14 protein-coding genes are annotated in these 16,755 nt (G+C 55.7%); 6 read left to right on the top strand and 8 right to left on the bottom strand.

All coding sequences use genetic code 11. The features are described from left to right. The first annotated feature begins 63 nt into the window (after positions 1 to 63). The 4 genes from ACZAHD_RS01560 to folA all read left to right on the top strand — a co-directional run bounded on the left by ACZAHD_RS01560 (position 64) and on the right by folA (position 4,529). Positions 64 to 1,368 carry an MFS transporter gene (locus ACZAHD_RS01560; RefSeq protein ID WP_462455220.1) on the top strand — a complete coding sequence of 435 codons (1,305 nt, stop codon included), beginning with the start codon at positions 64 to 66 and terminating at the stop codon, positions 1,366 to 1,368. 95 nt (positions 1,369 to 1,463) lie between these two features. Next, complete coding sequence (kefF, locus tag ACZAHD_RS01555) at positions 1,464 to 1,994, top strand: glutathione-regulated potassium-efflux system oxidoreductase KefF (protein ID WP_462455219.1); 531 nt, start codon at positions 1,464 to 1,466, stop codon at positions 1,992 to 1,994. Next, positions 1,987 to 3,852: a glutathione-regulated potassium-efflux system protein KefC gene (gene kefC / locus ACZAHD_RS01550; protein ID WP_462455218.1), complete on the top strand. Its 1,866-nt coding sequence runs from the start codon at positions 1,987 to 1,989 to the stop codon at positions 3,850 to 3,852. Before kefF ends, kefC begins: the two co-directional genes overlap by 8 nt. 197 nt (positions 3,853 to 4,049) lie before the next feature. Next, positions 4,050 to 4,529, top strand: coding sequence for a type 3 dihydrofolate reductase (gene folA / locus ACZAHD_RS01545; RefSeq protein ID WP_462455217.1), 480 nt, complete (start codon positions 4,050 to 4,052; stop codon positions 4,527 to 4,529). 81 nt (positions 4,530 to 4,610) lie between these two features. Here folA and apaH read toward each other — a convergent pair whose 3' ends face one another. The 6 genes from apaH to lptD all read right to left on the bottom strand — a co-directional run bounded on the left by apaH (position 4,611) and on the right by lptD (position 11,457). Continuing rightward, positions 4,611 to 5,459 carry a bis(5'-nucleosyl)-tetraphosphatase (symmetrical) ApaH gene (gene apaH / locus ACZAHD_RS01540; RefSeq protein WP_462455216.1) on the bottom strand — a complete coding sequence of 283 codons (849 nt, stop codon included), beginning with the start codon at positions 5,457 to 5,459 and terminating at the stop codon, positions 4,611 to 4,613. A 4-nt stretch (positions 5,460 to 5,463) separates the two neighbouring features. Beyond that, entirely contained in the window at positions 5,464 to 5,841 is a 378-nt protein-coding gene (apaG, locus tag ACZAHD_RS01535; protein ID WP_462455215.1) for a Co2+/Mg2+ efflux protein ApaG, read from the bottom strand. 2 nt (positions 5,842 to 5,843) lie between these two features. Next, positions 5,844 to 6,665 (bottom strand): 16S rRNA (adenine(1518)-N(6)/adenine(1519)-N(6))-dimethyltransferase RsmA, encoded by an 822-nt coding sequence (rsmA, locus tag ACZAHD_RS01530; protein WP_004857784.1) that lies wholly within the window; start codon positions 6,663 to 6,665, stop codon positions 5,844 to 5,846. Then, complete coding sequence (gene pdxA, locus ACZAHD_RS01525; protein ID WP_462455214.1) at positions 6,662 to 7,651, bottom strand: 4-hydroxythreonine-4-phosphate dehydrogenase PdxA; 990 nt, start codon at positions 7,649 to 7,651, stop codon at positions 6,662 to 6,664. The genes rsmA and pdxA overlap by 4 nt, the downstream gene beginning before the upstream one ends. A gap of 119 nt (positions 7,652 to 7,770) precedes the next feature. Then, the gene (gene surA / locus ACZAHD_RS01520; protein WP_462455213.1) at positions 7,771 to 9,057 is read right to left on the bottom strand and encodes a peptidylprolyl isomerase SurA; all 1,287 of its coding nucleotides are present in this window, start codon (positions 9,055 to 9,057) and stop codon (positions 7,771 to 7,773) included. A gap of 54 nt (positions 9,058 to 9,111) precedes the next feature. Beyond that, positions 9,112 to 11,457: an LPS assembly protein LptD gene (lptD, locus tag ACZAHD_RS01515; RefSeq protein WP_462455212.1), complete on the bottom strand. Its 2,346-nt coding sequence runs from the start codon at positions 11,455 to 11,457 to the stop codon at positions 9,112 to 9,114. Between the two features lie 244 nt (positions 11,458 to 11,701). Here lptD and djlA point away from each other — a divergent pair, with 244 nt between their 5' ends. Further along, the gene (gene djlA / locus ACZAHD_RS01510) at positions 11,702 to 12,529 is read left to right on the top strand and encodes a co-chaperone DjlA (RefSeq protein ID WP_462455211.1); all 828 of its coding nucleotides are present in this window, start codon (positions 11,702 to 11,704) and stop codon (positions 12,527 to 12,529) included. Between the two features lie 30 nt (positions 12,530 to 12,559). On the opposite strand, the gene ACZAHD_RS01505 is transcribed toward djlA, so the two are convergent. After that, on the bottom strand, positions 12,560 to 13,258 hold the full coding sequence (locus ACZAHD_RS01505) for a response regulator (protein ID WP_462455210.1): 699 nt from the start codon (positions 13,256 to 13,258) through the stop codon (positions 12,560 to 12,562). Continuing rightward, positions 13,248 to 14,873 (bottom strand): ATP-binding protein, encoded by a 1,626-nt coding sequence (locus ACZAHD_RS01500; protein WP_462455209.1) that lies wholly within the window; start codon positions 14,871 to 14,873, stop codon positions 13,248 to 13,250. Before ACZAHD_RS01500 ends, ACZAHD_RS01505 begins: the two co-directional genes overlap by 11 nt. Positions 14,874 to 15,323: 450 nt before the next feature. Here ACZAHD_RS01500 and ACZAHD_RS01495 point away from each other — a divergent pair, with 450 nt between their 5' ends. After that, positions 15,324 to 16,688 (top strand): 2-hydroxycarboxylate transporter family protein, encoded by a 1,365-nt coding sequence (locus tag ACZAHD_RS01495; protein WP_462455208.1) that lies wholly within the window; start codon positions 15,324 to 15,326, stop codon positions 16,686 to 16,688. Positions 16,689 to 16,755: the final 67 nt, after the last annotated feature.

Raw genomic sequence — 16,755 nt, 5'->3', positions numbered from 1 at the left:
CTTATTTCTGTGCCCAGCTCTAATTTAATCACAACAATAACCTCTGCATAGAGAGTGCGAAATATGAACGATAAAATTCCCAGCACCCGCTGGCTGCGTATTATTACGCCGGTATTGATCGCCTGTATTATTTCGTTTATGGATCGGGTCAATATTAGTTTTGCTTTGCCCGGTGGCATGGAAGCTGATTTAGGTATTACCAGTCAAATGGCCGGGGTGGCCAGTGGAATATTTTTTATTGGTTATTTATTTCTGCAAATACCCGGTGGGCGTATTGCGGTAAATGGTAGCGGTAAACGCTTTATTGCCTGGTCGCTGTTGGCCTGGGCGGTGGTGTCGATTGCCACCGGCTTTGTGACCCATGAATATCAATTGCTGGTCCTGCGCTTTATTCTCGGCGTATCCGAAGGCGGGATGCTGCCAGTGGTGCTAACGATGGTCAGCAACTGGTTCCCGGAAAAAGAGCTGGGGCGGGCTAACGCCTTTGTCATGATGTTCGCGCCGCTAGGTGGCATGCTCACCGCACCGGTCTCAGGGGCGATTATTGCCGCCCTCGACTGGCGCTGGCTGTTTATTATTGAAGGCCTGCTCTCGGTGGTGGTGCTGGCAGTATGGTGGTTTATGATCAGCGACCGTCCGGAAGAAGCGCGCTGGCTGCCGGAGAAAGAGCGTCACTATCTGGTGACTACCCTGGCCGCAGAGCGGGCGGCAAAGCTGGCGGAAGATGCGGTCAGCAACGCGCCGGTCAAAGATGTTTTCCGCAATAGCGGACTGATGAAACTGGTTATCCTCAACTTTTTCTATCAGACCGGCGATTACGGCTACACTTTGTGGCTGCCGACCATTCTTAAAGGCCTGACCGGCGGCAGTATGGCTAGCGTCGGTTTTCTGGCGGTGCTGCCATTTGTGGCCACGCTGGCGGGCATCTATGTGATTTCGCTATTCAGCGATCGCAGCGGCAAACGTCGCCTGTGGGTGCGCTTCTCGCTCTACAGCTTTGCCGCGGCGCTGGTGGCCTCGGTGATACTGCGCGAGCACGTTGTGGCAGCCTATATTGCGCTGGTGATTTGTGGTTTCTTCCTTAAATCGGCCACCAGCCCGTTCTGGTCGATGCCGGGGCGCATCGCTTCCGCGGAAGTCGCCGGTAGCGCGCGTGGCGTGATTAATGGCCTGGGGAATCTCGGCGGCTTCTGCGGTCCTTATCTGGTGGGAGTGATGATCTATCTGTATGGTCAGAACGTGGCGGTCTGCGCGCTGGCAGGATCGCTCATTATTGCCGGGACCATGACCTTCCTGCTGCCAAAACGCTGCGATCTTGAGATCGGTGAGTCCGCTGTCGCTGTCAGCAAGCAGCCGCGAAATGCCTGAAGTGGGTTGAGATAAAAGCAGGTTGTGATTGTAAGCACTTCGATTAACTGACTACACTCTTGCTGATTACAACGAGAGTTAACGCAGGCTAATCAATGATTCTGATAATTTATGCCCATCCCTATCCGCAGCACTCACATGCGAATAAGCGGATGCTTGAGCAGGCAAGGACGCTGGATGGCGTAGAAATACGCTCCCTCTATCAACTTTACCCCGATTTTAATATCGACGTCGCCGCCGAACAGGCGGCGCTGGCGCGAGCAGACCTGATTATCTGGCAGCATCCGATGCAGTGGTACAGCGTGCCGCCGCTAATGAAACTGTGGCTGGATAAGGTGCTGTCGCATGGCTGGGCCTACGGACATAACGGCATCGCCCTGCGCGGCAAATCGCTGATGTGGGCAGTAACCACCGGCGGTGGCGAGAGCCACTTTGATATCGGCGCATTTCCCGGGTTTGAGGTGCTTTCCCAACCGCTCCAGGCGACCGGTTTGTACTGTGGAATGAAGTGGCTGTCGCCTTTCGCCATGCACTGCACGTTTATCTGCGACGATGAAACCCTTCAGGCGCAGGCGCGCCGCTACCGACAACGCCTTATCGAATGGCAGGAGACGCATCATGGATAGCCATACGCTTATACAGGCGCTGATTTATCTGGGTTCCGCCGCGCTGATTGTTCCGATCGCCGTGCGTCTCGGTTTGGGGTCGGTGCTCGGCTATCTGATTGCCGGTTGTATTATTGGGCCGTGGGGGCTGCGGCTGGTGACCGATGCCGAGGCGATTTTGCACTTTGCCGAAATCGGCGTGGTCCTGATGCTGTTTGTGATTGGTCTGGAGCTCGATCCGCAGCGCCTGTGGAAGCTGCGCGCGTCGGTGTTTGGCGGCGGCGCTTTGCAGATGGTGGTGTGCGGCGTGCTGATTGGCCTGTTCTGCATGCTGCTGGGGATGCGCTGGCAGGTGGCGGAGCTGATCGGCATGACGCTGGCGCTGTCGTCGACGGCGATCGCCATGCAGGCGATGAACGAACGTAATCTGACGGTCTCGCAGATGGGGCGGAGCGCATTTGCCGTCCTGCTGTTTCAGGATATCGCGGCGATCCCGCTGGTGGCGATGATCCCACTGCTGGCCGCCAGCGGTGGATCCACGACACTGGGGGCATTTGCCTTGTCCGCGCTCAAGGTGGCAGGCGCGTTGGCCCTGGTGGTGGCGCTGGGGCGCTATGTGACCCGTCCGGTGCTGCGCTTCGTGGCCCGTTCCGGTCTGCGTGAAGTGTTCAGCGCCGTGGCCCTGTTCCTGGTCTTCGGCTTTGGCCTGCTGCTGGAGGAGGTCGGACTGTCGATGGCGATGGGGGCCTTCCTCGCCGGCGTATTGCTGGCGAGCTCGGAATATCGCCACGCGCTGGAAAGCGACATTGAACCGTTTAAGGGGCTGCTGCTGGGGCTGTTCTTCATCGGTGTCGGGATGTCGATTGATTTCGGCACCCTGATGAGTCATCCGCTGCGCATTCTGGTTCTACTGATCGGTTTCCTGATCATCAAAGGCGCAATGCTGTGGTTGATTGCGAAGCCGCTTGGCGTGCCGCGTGCTCAGCGTCGTTGGTTTGCGGTTCTGCTGGGGCAGGGGAGTGAATTTGCCTTTGTGGTATTCGGCGCGGCGCAGATGGCCGACGTACTGGATAGCGAATGGGCGAAAGCGTTGACACTGGCGGTGGCGCTGTCAATGGCTGCAACGCCGATCCTGCTGGTGCTGCTGACCCGCCTTGAGAAGTCGCCCAGCGGCGATGAACGTGAAGCGGATGAGATTGATGAAGAACAGCCACGGGTGATTATTGCTGGCTTCGGCCGTTACGGACAGATCGCCGGTCGTCTGCTGCTTTCCGGCGGTGTGAAGATGGTGATCCTTGATCACGATCCTGACCACGTGGATACGCTGCGTAAATTTGATATGAAAGTGTTTTATGGCGATGCCACGCGCGCGGATCTGCTGGAGTCGGCGGGGGCAGCAAAAGCCGAGGTGCTGATCAATGCGATTGACGATCCCCAGGTCAGCCTGCAACTGGTCGAGCTGGCGAAAGCGCATTTCCCGCACCTGCAGATTATCTCCCGCGCCCGCGATGTGGATCACTATATCCAGCTGCGTCAGGCCGGTGTGGAGGCCCCGGAACGTGAAACCTTCGAGGCTGCCCTGAAATCCGGAAGAGTGGCGCTGGAGGCGCTGGGGCTGGACGCATATGAGGCGCGTGAGCGCGCCGACCTGTTCCGTCGCTTCAACCAGAAAATGGTGGAAGAGATGGTGGCGATGGCGGAAAACGACGCGGCTTCCCGCGTGGCGGTGTTCAAGCGAACCAGTGACATGTTGACCGGAATTATCAATGAGGATCGTAACCATCTGTCGCTGGTTCAGCGCCACGGCTGGCAGGGAACCGAAGAAGGTAGACATACCGGTAATATCGCCGATGAACCGGAGAATAAGCCTTCGATCTGAGGCAAAAACTCGCTGTTACGTTTTGTTTACAGTTAACATTTTGTTTTCAATTTAGATCCTCAGCAGGCGGCTCACGTAGCTTACGTGGGCCCGCCTGCAAATCCGAAAATTTTCTTATTCTTTACTCTTCGTGCAGTCGACGAACTATTACGCTTTACGTATAGTGGCGGCAATTTTTTGCATTCGGGAAATTTTCAATGATCAGTCTGATTGCGGCGTTAGCGGTAGATCGCGTCATTGGTATGGAAAACGCCATGCCATGGGACCTGCCTGCCGATCTCGCCTGGTTTAAACGTAATACCTTAAACAAACCGGTAGTGATGGGGCGTCTGACCTGGGAGTCCATTGGCCGCCCGTTGCCAGGGCGTAAGAATATCGTTATCAGCAGCCAGCCAGGTACCGACGATCGCGTACTGTGGGTGAAATCGGTTGAGGAAGCGATTGCCGCCTGCGGCGACGTTGAAGAGATGATGGTGATCGGCGGCGGTCGGGTCTATGACCAGTTCCTGCCGAAGGCCCAGAAGCTTTATCTGACGCACATTGATGCCGAAGTGGAAGGGGATACCCATTTCCCTGACTACGATCCGGACCAGTGGGAGTCGGTATTCAGCGAATTTCACGATGCCGATGCGCAGAACTCGCATAGCTACTGCTTCGAGATTCTCGAACGTCGCTAACGGCATTCCGGGCAACGCGTAGCCCTGCCTGGGGCAACATGATGATATCCCGGATAGCGCTACGCGCTGCCCGGGATTTTTTCAGGAGATAACCGCCTCGCCTGCGCCAGGCTCTTGCTGGCGGTTTGACGGCTGAGTAAAGTACTGCTTGTCTTCCCAGCGCAGGCAGGTGAGATCCCCGCCCCAGCAGCAGCCGGTATCGAGGGCGTATATCCCCTCCGGCGTACCGCGACCTTCCAGCGAGGCCCAATGACCAAACGCAATACTGTACTCGTTGCTCACCGGGCCAGGAATGGCAAACCACGGTTTTAACGGCGCAGGGGCATTTTCCGGCGCTTCTTTGGCATACATATCCAGCTGCCCGTTCGGGAAACAGTAGCGCATACGGGTAAAAGCATTGGAGATAAAGCGCAGGCGGGCGAGACCGCTCAGCTCAGGGCTCCAGTTATTCGGCATATCGCCATACATCGCGTCGAGGAAGAACGGATAGGAGTCGCTGGCGAGCACGGCTTCAACATCGCGCGCACACTGTTTTGCCGTTTCCAGATCCCACTGCGGCGTGATGCCCGCATGGGCCATCACCAGCTTTTTCTCTTCATCAATCTGCATCAGCGGCTGACGGCGCAGCCAGTTGAGCAGCTCGTCGGCATCCGGGGCTTCGAGCAGCGATTTCAGGCGATCTTTGGGTTTGTTGCGGCTGATACCGGCGAAGACGGCCAGCAGGTGCAGATCGTGATTGCCGAGGACAAGGCGCACATTATCGCCAAGGGATTTAACGTAGCGCAAAACCTCCAGCGAACCCGGGCCGCGTGCGACTAAATCGCCCGTGAGCCACAGCGTATCGTTCCCTGGGGTAAACTCCACCTGCTTTAATAACGCGAGCAGTTCATCGTAGCAACCGTGAACGTCGCCAATAAGGTATGTAGACATTGTTTTAATGAATGAGCGTTGGTACTGCGAGACGGAAAACAGGGATATCGATCGAGAACGGCACGCCGTTCACGTCGATCATTTCATAATGTCCCTGCATGGTGCCCAGCGGCGTTTCAATGACGGCCCCGCTGGTATACTGGAATTCACCGCCTGCCGGGATATGCGGCTGTTCGCCGACAACCCCTTCACCCTGCACTTCAGTCTCACGACCGTGACCGTTGGTGATAAGCCAGTAGCGGCCAATAAGCTGAACCTGAGTTCGCCCCAGATTGCGAATCGTGACGGTATAAGCGAAAACGTAGCGCTCTTCTTCCGGGGAAGACTGCGATTCGATATAGACGCTTTGCACCTGCACGCAAACTCGAGGCGAATCAATCATGGTTAGCTCTCCTTGGTGGGCGAGTTGTCAGACAGCCAGTTAGCCAACTGACAGTATTGTGCCACGGAAATATTCTCTGCACGTTTGGCCGGATCGATGCCCAGCTCGGTCAGTACCTCAACGCTGAACAGGTTGCCGAGGCTGTTACGAATCGTTTTACGACGCTGATTGAAAGCCTCGGTCGTGATTCGGCTCAGCACTCGAACCTCCTTCACCGGGTGCGGCAGCGTGCGATAAGGCACCAGACGCACAACGGCGGAATCCACTTTAGGCGGCGGCGTAAAGGCGCCTGGCGGCACTTCGAGTACCGGGATAATCTGGCAGTAATACTGCGCCATAACGCTCAGTCGACCATACGCCTTGCTGTTCGGTCCGGCAACCAGGCGATTGACGACCTCTTTTTGCAGCATAAAGTGCATGTCGGCGATGGCATCAGTATAGCTGAACAGATGGAACATCAGCGGCGTAGAAATGTTGTACGGCAGGTTGCCGAACACGCGCAGCGGCTGACCCATGGTCTGCGACAGCTCGCCGAAGTTCATGGTCATGGCATCTTGCTGATAAATGGTCAGCTTTGGCCCCAGAAACGGATGCGTCTGCAGGCGAGCGGCCAGATCGCGGTCCAGCTCGATAACGGTAAGTGCGTCCAGACGTTCACCGACCGGTTCGGTCAGCGCAGCCAGGCCCGGACCGATCTCGACAATTGCCTGCCCTTTCTGGGGGTTAATGGCTGAGACAATGCTGTCGATCACGAACTGATCGTTGAGGAAGTTTTGCCCGAAGCGTTTACGGGCTAAGTGGCCCTGATGGACTCGATTATTCATTGCGTATTAACAATCATTTTGATGGCGAGATTAAGCGCCGTGATAAAACTGCCGACATCCGCTTTTCCCTGGCCCGCCAGTTCAAGCGCGGTACCGTGGTCAACAGAGGTGCGAATAAAGGGTAAACCGAGCGTAATGTTCACGCCACGGCCAAAGCCCTGGTATTTTAGCACGGGAAGACCCTGATCGTGGTACATCGCGAGTACCGCATCGGCATTGTCGAGATATTTGGGCTGGAAAAGGGTATCTGCCGGCAGCGGACCGCTCAGATTCATCCCCCGGGCACGCATCTCTTCCAGCACGGGAATAATCGTATCGATCTCTTCCGTCCCCATATGTCCACCTTCGCCAGCGTGCGGGTTCAGGCCGCAGACCAGTACGTGTGGCCGGGCGATACCGAATTTATGGCGCAGATCGTGGTCCAGAATCGTTATCACTTCACGGAGCAAATCCGGCGTGATCGCGTCGCTGATCGCCTTCAGCGGCAGGTGAGTGGTTGCCAGAGCGACGCGCAGCTCTTCCGTCGCCAGCATCATGACCACTTTGCTGGCCTGGGCGCGCTCTTCAAAGAATTCGGTATGTCCGGTAAAGGCGATCCCCGCGTCGTTGATATTGCCCTTATGGACTGGCCCGGTAATCAAGGCCGCAAATTCGCCGCTCAGACAGCCGTCGCAGGCGCGAGCCAACGTCTCAACCACATAGCTTCCGTTGCATACGTTCAGCACGCCAGGGGTGACAGGGGCATTCAGCGCGACGGGGAGGAGCGTCAGGGTGCCCGCACGTTGCGCAACTGCAGGAAGAGAAGGGTCGTAGGGCAGGAGAGATAAAGCAAGACCGAGCTGTTGAGCTCGGTCAGATAACAGGGCGCCGTCGGCGCAAACCACCAGCTCTACCGGCCAGTCGCGCTGTGCAAGCTGTACAACAAGGTCGGGGCCGATTCCGGCAGGTTCGCCGGGAGTGATTACAACTCGATTCATACACTTCATCCTTCAGGACGTCTTTCTGTTGGCAATGCCGTCGGGTCCGCTCTCATCGTGAGTTATCCGGGCTCGACGGCTTGCCGCCTCAATACACCCCGAGTGCTGTTGTGTATGAGGCCATGATATTAGTTGCTCAGAATTTTGACGTAAGCGCTGGCGCGTTGTTCCTGCATCCAGGTTGCCGCTTCTTCAGAGAACTTACGGTTCATCAGCATCCGGTACGCGCGGTCTTTCTGCGCGGCGTCGGTTCTGTCTACCTGACGGCTGTCCAGCAGTTCAATCAGGTGCCAGCCGAAGGAGGAGTGAACCGGCGCGCTGATCTGGCCTTTGTTCAGACGCATCAGCGCATCGCGGAACGCCGGATCGAAGATATCAGGCGTTGCCCAGCCTAAATCGCCACCCTGGTTTGCGGAGCCCGGATCTTCGGAGAACTCTTTCGCCGCTTTAGCGAAGGTGGTTTTCCCGCTCTTAATATCCGCGGCAATCTGCTCGAGTTTAACCCGCGCCTGTTCGTCATTCATGATCGGCGACGGTTTCAGCAAAATGTGACGAGCGTGAACTTCGGTGACGGAGATGTTCTTGCTGCCGCCGCGCATATCGTTCACTTTCAGGATATGGAAGCCGACACCAGAGCGAATCGGGCCGACAATATCCCCTTTCTTCGCGGTGCTCAGAGCCTGAGCGAAGATCCCCGGCAGTTCCTGAATACGACCCCAACCCATCTGGCCGCCTTTCAGCGCCTGCTGGTCAGCAGAGTAGGTTATAGCCAGTTTACCAAAGTCAGCGCCGCTGCGTGCCTGCTCAGCGATAGCGTTAGCCTGTTCCTGGGCTTTCGCTACGTCGTCGGAGCTCGGGTTTTCAGACAGCGGAATCAGGATGTGGCTAAGGTTCAGCTCGGTACTGGCGTCGTTCTGATCGCCAATCTGTTTCGCCAGGGATTCGACTTCCTGCGGCAGCACGGTGATGCGACGACGAACTTCGTTGTTGCGCACTTCCGCAATCAGCATCTCTTTACGAATCTGATTACGGTAAGTGTTGTAGTTAAGGCCGTCGTAGGCCAGGCGGCTGCGCATCTGATCCAGAGTCATGTTGTTCTGTTTCGCGATGTTAGCAATCGCCTGATCGACCTGATCGTCAGTGATTTTTATGCCCATCTTCTGACCCATCTGCAGAATGATCTGGTCCATGATCAATCTTTCGAGGATCTGATGACGTAAGGTCGCGTCATCCGGCAGCTGTTGACCGGCCTGGCCAGCATTGAGTTTAACCGATTGTAATAAGCCATCGACGTCGCTTTCAAGAACAACGCCATTATTGACGACAGCCGCTACTTTATCGACAACCTGTGGGGCAGCGAAACTGGTATTCGCGATCATGGCGATACCGAGAAGCAGCGTTTTCCAGTTCTTCATACTTTTTCCATTTCAATTAACCGCAAATGCGGATTACGTTTTAAACCAGCCACATCACAGGGAGTTCTGGTACGGTAAAATGTTCGAACGCAGCATCTGCTGAGTGCCGAGACCGTAGTTGGAGCTCAGGCCACGTAGCTCAATGTTGATGCCAAAGGTATTGTCGTATTTGCTCTCGCCGTTGCCGTTACTATTCCAGCCGTTGATCTTACGTTCATAGCCGAGACGAATCGCATAGCAGCAGGAGTTATACTGGACCCCTAACATCTGGTCGGCGCTCTTTCGGGTATTGGTGTCAAAGTAGTATGCACCCACCACGGACCAGCGATCGACAACCGGCCAGCTGGCAGTCATGCCCACCTGAGAAATACCATTTTTGTACTGCTCAGCGGTGGAATACGACGGCAGCGTGGCCTGAATGTATTCCGGGCTGGCATAACGATAGTTAAGCTGTATTAAACGGTTTTCATCGCGACGGTATTCCACGGTGCCGTTAGCGGTAGCGACGTTATCCAGACGTGTATCGTACTGAATTCCCCCGCGTAAACCCCAGTTATCGACGATGCGCCAGTAAGTATCGCCGGCCCATACCAGTGAACCCGTTGTGTCGTTGTTCTCCCAGTTGATGTTGTCATCACCGGTCCTGGACTCGGTGAAATAATAGATTTGACCAACGGAAATATTAAAACGTTCAACGGCGGCGGAATCATATACGCGCGAGGTCACGCCGGTAGAGAGCTGGTTCGCAGAAGCAATGCGGTCCAGGCCGCTGTAGCTGCGGTCGCGGAACAGGCCGCTGTAGTCTGACTGCAGCAGCGTGGAGTCATAGGAACCGATTTGGCTCTGATCGCGATACGGGATATACAGGTACTGCATGCGCGGTTCCAGCGTCTGGGTGAACCCCTCCTGCATATCGCGCTCGAAGACCATTTTCCCGTCGACTTTAAACTGCGGCATCACGCGGTTAACGGACTCTTTATAGTTGGCGTTATTGGCGGCGTTGTAGTCATCAAGGTTGCTCTGCTGATAGTGGGTCGCCAGCAGCTTGGCTTCGGTATTAATACTGCCCCAGCCGTTAGACAGTGGCAGGTTGATCGTCGGCTCGAAGTGAACACGCGTGGCTTCCGGCATGTTGCTGTTGGTGTTGACGAAGTGCACCGCCTGACCATAGAGATGGGTATCGAACGGACCGACATCGTTCTGGTAATAATTCACGTCCAGCTGCGGTTGAGCGGCGTACGAGTTGCTCGACTCACGGTTGAAGACCTGGAACTGTTTGGTTGACACGGTGGCGTCGAAGTTCTGGTTGACATAACCCGCGCTGAATTTCTGCGTGGCGTAGCCGTCGGTACTGGAGCCGTATTTCGAGCTGAAATCGTTAAAGTACTCCGGATCGCTGACTTTGGTGTAGTCGGCGTTGAGACGCCATACTTGGTCAATTACGCCAGAGTGATTCCAGTAGAACAACCAGCGCCGGCTGTTACTGTCGCTGGAGTGATCGTCCTGGTAGATTTTATCGGACGGCAGGTAGTCAAATTCGAACAGGCCCGCCCCCGCTTTGGTCAGATAGCGGAATTCGTTTTCCCACATCACGCCGCCACGCTTGCTCATGTAGTGCGGCGTCAGGGTGGCGTCGAAGTTTGGCGCGATATTCCAGTAGTACGGCAGCGAAAACTCTACGCCATTTTTGGTGCTGTATTTGGCGTTAGGAATCAGGAAGCCTGAACGACGTTTGTCGCCCACCGGCAACTGCAGGTAGGGGCTATAAAAAATAGGGACCGAACCGAGTTTGAAACGGGCGTTCCAGATTTCTGCAACCTGTTCTTCGCGGTCGTGGATGACTTCGCTACCGACGACGCTCCAGGTGTCAGAACCCGGCAAACAGGAGGTAAAGCTGCCGTTTTCCAGAATGGTATAGCGGTTTTCGCCGCGCTGTTTCATCAGATCAGCGGTACCGCGGCCCTGGCGACCGACCATCTGGTAATCGCCCTGCCAGATATTGGTATCTTTGGTGTTCAGGTTTGACCAGCCTTTCGGGCCTTTCAGGATAACCTGATTATCGTCATAGTGAACGTTGCCGAGCGCGTCAACCGTGCGAACGGGCTGAGGCTGGCCAGCAGCCTGCTGTTGATGAAGCTGGACCTCATCCGCCTGGAGACGGCTATTACCCTGGTTAATATCGACATTACCGGTAAATACGGCGTTATCAGGATAATTGCCCTTCGCATGATCGGCATTGATCGTCACCGGCAGCTCGTTAGTTTGACCTTCAACGAGGGGACGATTATAGCTTGGTACGCCAAGCATACACTGCGTGGCGAGATCGGCGGCGAGGCCTTGTTGACTATACAAGGCGCTGGCGATCATGGTGGCCAGGAGGCTGGGAATACGTTTTTTCATACGTTGTATTTGTTGTTCCGTCATCTTGTGGCAGCGGCTTGCAAACGGTCAGAGCCTAACGTACTCATCTTCATCGCGCTAGTGTTAATCCTGCCGGTTTGCATCCCGAGCGTTAGGCACCGTGTAGAATGACGAGTATGATAAAGCAAAATATAGGCTATGTCCCACAATTGACCGAAGCGTCAGTGCTTTGTAACGTGCGGTCATATATAGCTTAACTGGCGGCGGAAAGATTGGGGAGTCTATGCAGTATTTGGGAAAAATAATTGGGGTTGCAGTCGCGCTGATGATGGGCGCCGGCTTTTGGGGACTGGTGCTGGGCCTGCTGGTCGGCCATATATTTGACCGGGCGCGAAGCCGACGTATCAATGTGTTTGCCAATCAGCAGGAGCGGCAGGCGCTGTTTTTCTCCACCACCTTTGAGGTGATGGGCCATTTAACCAAATCCAAAGGTCGCGTTACTGAAGCCGATATTCATGTCGCCAACATCCTGATGGATCGCATGAATTTGCATGGCGAGTCGCGCACGGCGGCGCAGCAGGCCTTTCGCGTAGGGAAATCCGATGATTATCCGCTGCGCGAGAAAATGCGCCAGCTGCGCAGCGTCTGTTTCGGGCGCTTCGATTTGATTCGGATGTTTCTGGAAATTCAACTGCAGGCGGCCTTCGCCGATGGCGAATTACATCCTAATGAGCGTGAAGTTCTGTTTGTGATTGCCGATGAGCTGGGTATTTCCCGCACGCAGTTCGAGCAGTTCCTGCGAATGATGCAGGGCGGCGCTCAGTTTGGCGGCGGTTCTCAGCAGGGCTCGTACGGGCAGGGCGGCGGAAATACCGGCTGGCAGCAGGCGCAGCGCGGGCCAACGCTGGAGGATGCATGCAACGTGCTGGGCGTGAAACCTACCGATGATGCTGCGACGGTCAAACGCGCCTATCGCAAGCTGATGAGCGAACACCATCCGGATAAGCTGGTGGCAAAAGGGTTGCCGCCAGAAATGATGGAGATGGCGAAGCAGAAAGCCCAGGATATTCAGAAAGCCTGGGAGCTGATCAAAGAGCAGCGCGGGTTCTGAGTCGCAGGCCTCTCCCGTCAGGGAGAGGCCTCATGATGCGCTTTGAGCGCGTCGGTACATCCGGCGCGGGTGACCAATCTTTCCGTACAACATCTCGACTTCCAGATAACCGATTTCCACACAGTGCTCCAGGTAACGGCGGGCGGTGGTCTTACTTAACCCGGCATCGTTCACCACCTCATCCACGGAAAAACTGTGTTCTTCCCGGCCGTTGAACAGATTCTGCACCAGCGCCAGCGTCTTCTCCTCGATCCCCTTACTGCCGCTATCGGCGCGATAGTTCTTCGCCTGCAGTTGGTACAGCGAATCAACGTTTTGCTGATCGACGATTTTCCATTCTCGCTGCTGATCGTAAAACTGAACGAAACGTTCCAGCGACTGGCTCAGGCGCCTCCAGGAGACGGGTTTAAGAATGTAGTCAAAGGCGCCGTTGCGAATCGCCTGGCTACACGTTTCCATATCGCTGGCGGCGGTAATAAAAATCACCGAACAGTTGGCCTCTGCCAGAATCGGGTCGGTCATCAATGTGACCCCTTTGCCGTCGGGTAAATAGTTATCAAGCAGTATCAGTTGCGGCGGTTGGCTATTGAGCATCTGCCGCGCCTGGGAGAGGGAAGCGGCCATGCCCGTCAGCCGCATACGCGGATGCTTCTGAATCAGCTCGGCATGCAGCCTCGCCAGCTCGCTTTCATCTTCGATGATCAATACATCGACCAGATCATGATGCATAGTTCGCCTCGTGTCGGGGATGAACAGGACCGTCGGCGGGGATAAACAGCGTCAAGATCGCGCCGCGCGGTGAGTTATCGGCGACTTCAATGGTGCCGCCAGCCTGTGTCACATAATGTTCAATAAGATACAGGCCGATACCGTGATCGCCACGGGTTTTGGTGGTAATGCCGCGTTCAAAGATATGATCGCGGATAGCCGGGTCAATGCCGATGCCACGGTCGGCAACTTCAATCATCAGCTCGCGGGCATTCAGCTGGATCAGCACTTCTACCGGTTCGTGCGGTAGCTCGGCGCGCTGCGTGGCTTCAATCGCGTTATCCAGCAGGTTGCCGATAATCGAAATCAGCTCCGGTTCAGTTAATGAAGGCAGCGGCCGGTCGAGCTGACAGGCGGGGTCAAAGCTGAGTGCGACCCCTTTTTCGCGCGCGCGAGCAGCCTTACCCAGCAGCAGGCCGCAGAGCGTGGGCGAGCGGAAACGGGAAGAGATAAAGTCCAGCAGCTCCTGCGCATGCTCCGACTGGGCCTGGATATAGCGAATCGCTTCGTCATAGTGACCCATATGCAGCAGGCCGGAGAGCGTGGTCATCCGGTTCAGCTGTTCATGACGCATGATGCGCAGGTTATCAACATAGCGTTTAACCTGGCTTAGCTGGGCGCTGAGGGAGTTGATTTCATCACGATCGCGGAAAGTAATCACCCAGCCCTGCAGCGAGTCTTCCAGCATAATGCGCACCCGGCTGGCGAGTACAGTCAGCTGGTTGAAGCGGCACAGCTCATCATGTGTGTCGTTTTCCAGCATTTCACCGCTGGCGAAAAAGGGTTGCGGGGCGATGACGCTGTCGATCGCCTGGCCGCGCAGCAGACGCGCGGGCTGGCTCAGCCCCAGCAGGCTGCGCGCGGCGTGGTTGATCACCTCGATACGCCGCTGGCGATCGATAACGATAACGCCCTCATAGATCGATTCCATCACCGCCTTTTGTTGGCGTACCAGCAGGCCGATTTCTCGCGGCTCCAGCGAAAAAATCTGTTTTTTAATGCTGCGGGTAAAATACCAGGAAAAAATAAACAGCGCGATTAACAGCAGCACGGTGGCGGCGAAGATATTGATGACTTTTGTCAGCGTGATGCTATCGAGATAACTGGTCAGGTAGCCCACGGAGACGATACCCACAACCCGGCCGGTGGCGTCGAAGATCGGCGCCTTGCTGCGCAGCGACACCCCGAGCCCTCCTTTACGGATAGTGGTGATACTTTTCCCTTCCAGCACTGCCTGATTATCGCCGCCCACCAGCCGGGTACCGACCCACTCCGGGTGGACGGAATGAAACAGATGCACGCCCTGCGCATCGCCAATAACAATAAAGCTCGCGTCGCTGTGGGCGGCGATTTTTTGCATAAATGACTTAAGCGGCTGCGGGTCTTTCTGCATAACCTGCTGGCGTAAATCCGGCATCAGGGCGATCTCTTCCGCCTGTATTTTGGCGCGGGTACTCATTTCCTGATAAAGCTGATGGCTGGCATCGATGTAGTAGTAGACGCCCAGTAGCGCGAATAATACGGAGAAAAAGGCGACCAGCGAAATAAACAGCTTAAATTGAAAGGAAACTTTCATAAGTCGTGTGCAACATCTCTGCGATACCGGCACGGTAACATTTTCCCGGTGCCGACATGGGTTAGGCGGGAACGGGGTGAGCGTTGCCGCAGGCGATGAGAAACCAGAATCATCTACTGGCGATGATTTATCAAGACGCCACGGGTGGCCGCTCATTCCGCCAGATCGCCTGACGGACGAGTTCGTCGGAGGTCGCTCAATCCGCCGGAGCCTGCTGTGGTCAGCGATGACGAGACCTTGCGAAGACGCATGCCGCCGCATTCCGCTCTGGCGTTGCAATAAACACCATAAAAACCACGCTAATAAATCAGAGAGATATCACGCCCCGGAATAGAAACCATAAAAACCATAATGACCATTAAAACTTCAGTTCTAATTCGTCACGCCTCACATTAACTCTGTTTCAGGCCACCTAATCTCAAAATGAATAATAACTAAAGGGCCAAACCTATGAGCACCACTGACAATGCATTCTCTGCGACTCTCGATCCCATCGATACCCCGAAAGCCACCCTGAAACAACGCTGGTGGCAGGTAATGGACAATATGAAAGTCGGGATTATCCCGCTGCCGTTATTCCTGTTGGCCGGTGGATTAATCGCCCTCGACTGTCTGGGCGGAAAGTTGCCGAGCGATATCGTGGTCATGGTCGCGACGCTGGCCTTTTTCGGTTTTGCCTGCGGTGAGTTTGGCAAGCGCCTGCCGATCCTCGGTAAACTGGGGGCGGCAGCGATTTGCGCCACCTTTATCCCTTCCGCGCTGGTGCATTACGGCCTGCTGCCGGATGTGGTGGTGGAATCCACGACCAAATTCTACAAATCGACCAATATCCTTTATCTCTATATCTGCTGCATTATTGTCGGCAGCATTATGAGCATGAACCGCACGACCCTGATTCAGGGTTTTCTGCGTATCTTCTTCCCGATGCTGTGCGGTGAAATCGTTGGTATGCTGGTGGGCATCGGCGTCGGTACGGCCCTGGGGATGGCGCCGTTTCAGGTGTTCTTCTTTATTGTGCTACCGATTATGGCCGGTGGCGTGGGGGAGGGGGCGATTCCACTGTCCATCGGCTATGCCGCTCTGATGCACATGGATCAAGGCGTGGCATTGGGCCGTGTATTACCGATGGTGATGTTGGGCAGCCTGACGGCGATAGTGATTGCCGGTTGTCTGAATCAACTGGGCAAGCGCTTCCCGCACCTGACCGGTGAAGGTCAACTGATGCCGAACCGCCGTAATGAAACGCAGCGCGCAGACGATGTCGAAACATCCGGTGGCAAGACCGACGTGACGACGCTGGCATCCGGTGCTCTGCTGGCCGTGCTGCTATATATGCTGGGGATGCTGGGACAGAAAATGACCGGTTTACCGGCGCCAGTGGGCATGCTGTTTCTGGCGGTAGTGCTCAAGCTGGTTAACGGCGTCTCGCCGCGCCTGCAGGAAGGGTCGCAGATGGTCTACAAATTCTTCCGCACCGCGGTGACCTACCCGATTCTGTTTGCCGTGGGCGTCGCCATTACACCGTGGCAGGAACTGGTGAACGCGTTTACGATAACGAATCTGCTGGTGATCGTCAGCACCGTCTCTGCGCTGGTGGCGACCGGGTTCCTGGTCGGTAAAAAGATAGGAATGCACCCGATTGATGTGGCGATTGTCTCCTGCTGTCAGAGTGGCCAGGGAGGCACCGGCGATGTGGCGATTCTGACCTCCGGCAACCGCATGAGCCTGATGCCGTTCGCCCAAATCGCCACTCGTATTGGCGGCGCGATTAATGTTTCATTGGGTCTGCTGTTCCTCAGTCATTTCCTGGCATGATTTAGCTCTGCGCTAACAGGAGAATCTGCAATTTTCCTCCACGAGACAAAGAAAATTTCTTTGTCTC

It is taken from the genome of Raoultella sp. (assembly GCF_039594335.1).
Taxonomy (GTDB): domain Bacteria; phylum Pseudomonadota; class Gammaproteobacteria; order Enterobacterales; family Enterobacteriaceae; genus Klebsiella.
Note: the sequence above shows the minus strand (reverse complement) of the source record. Positions and strands in the feature narration are given on the sequence as shown.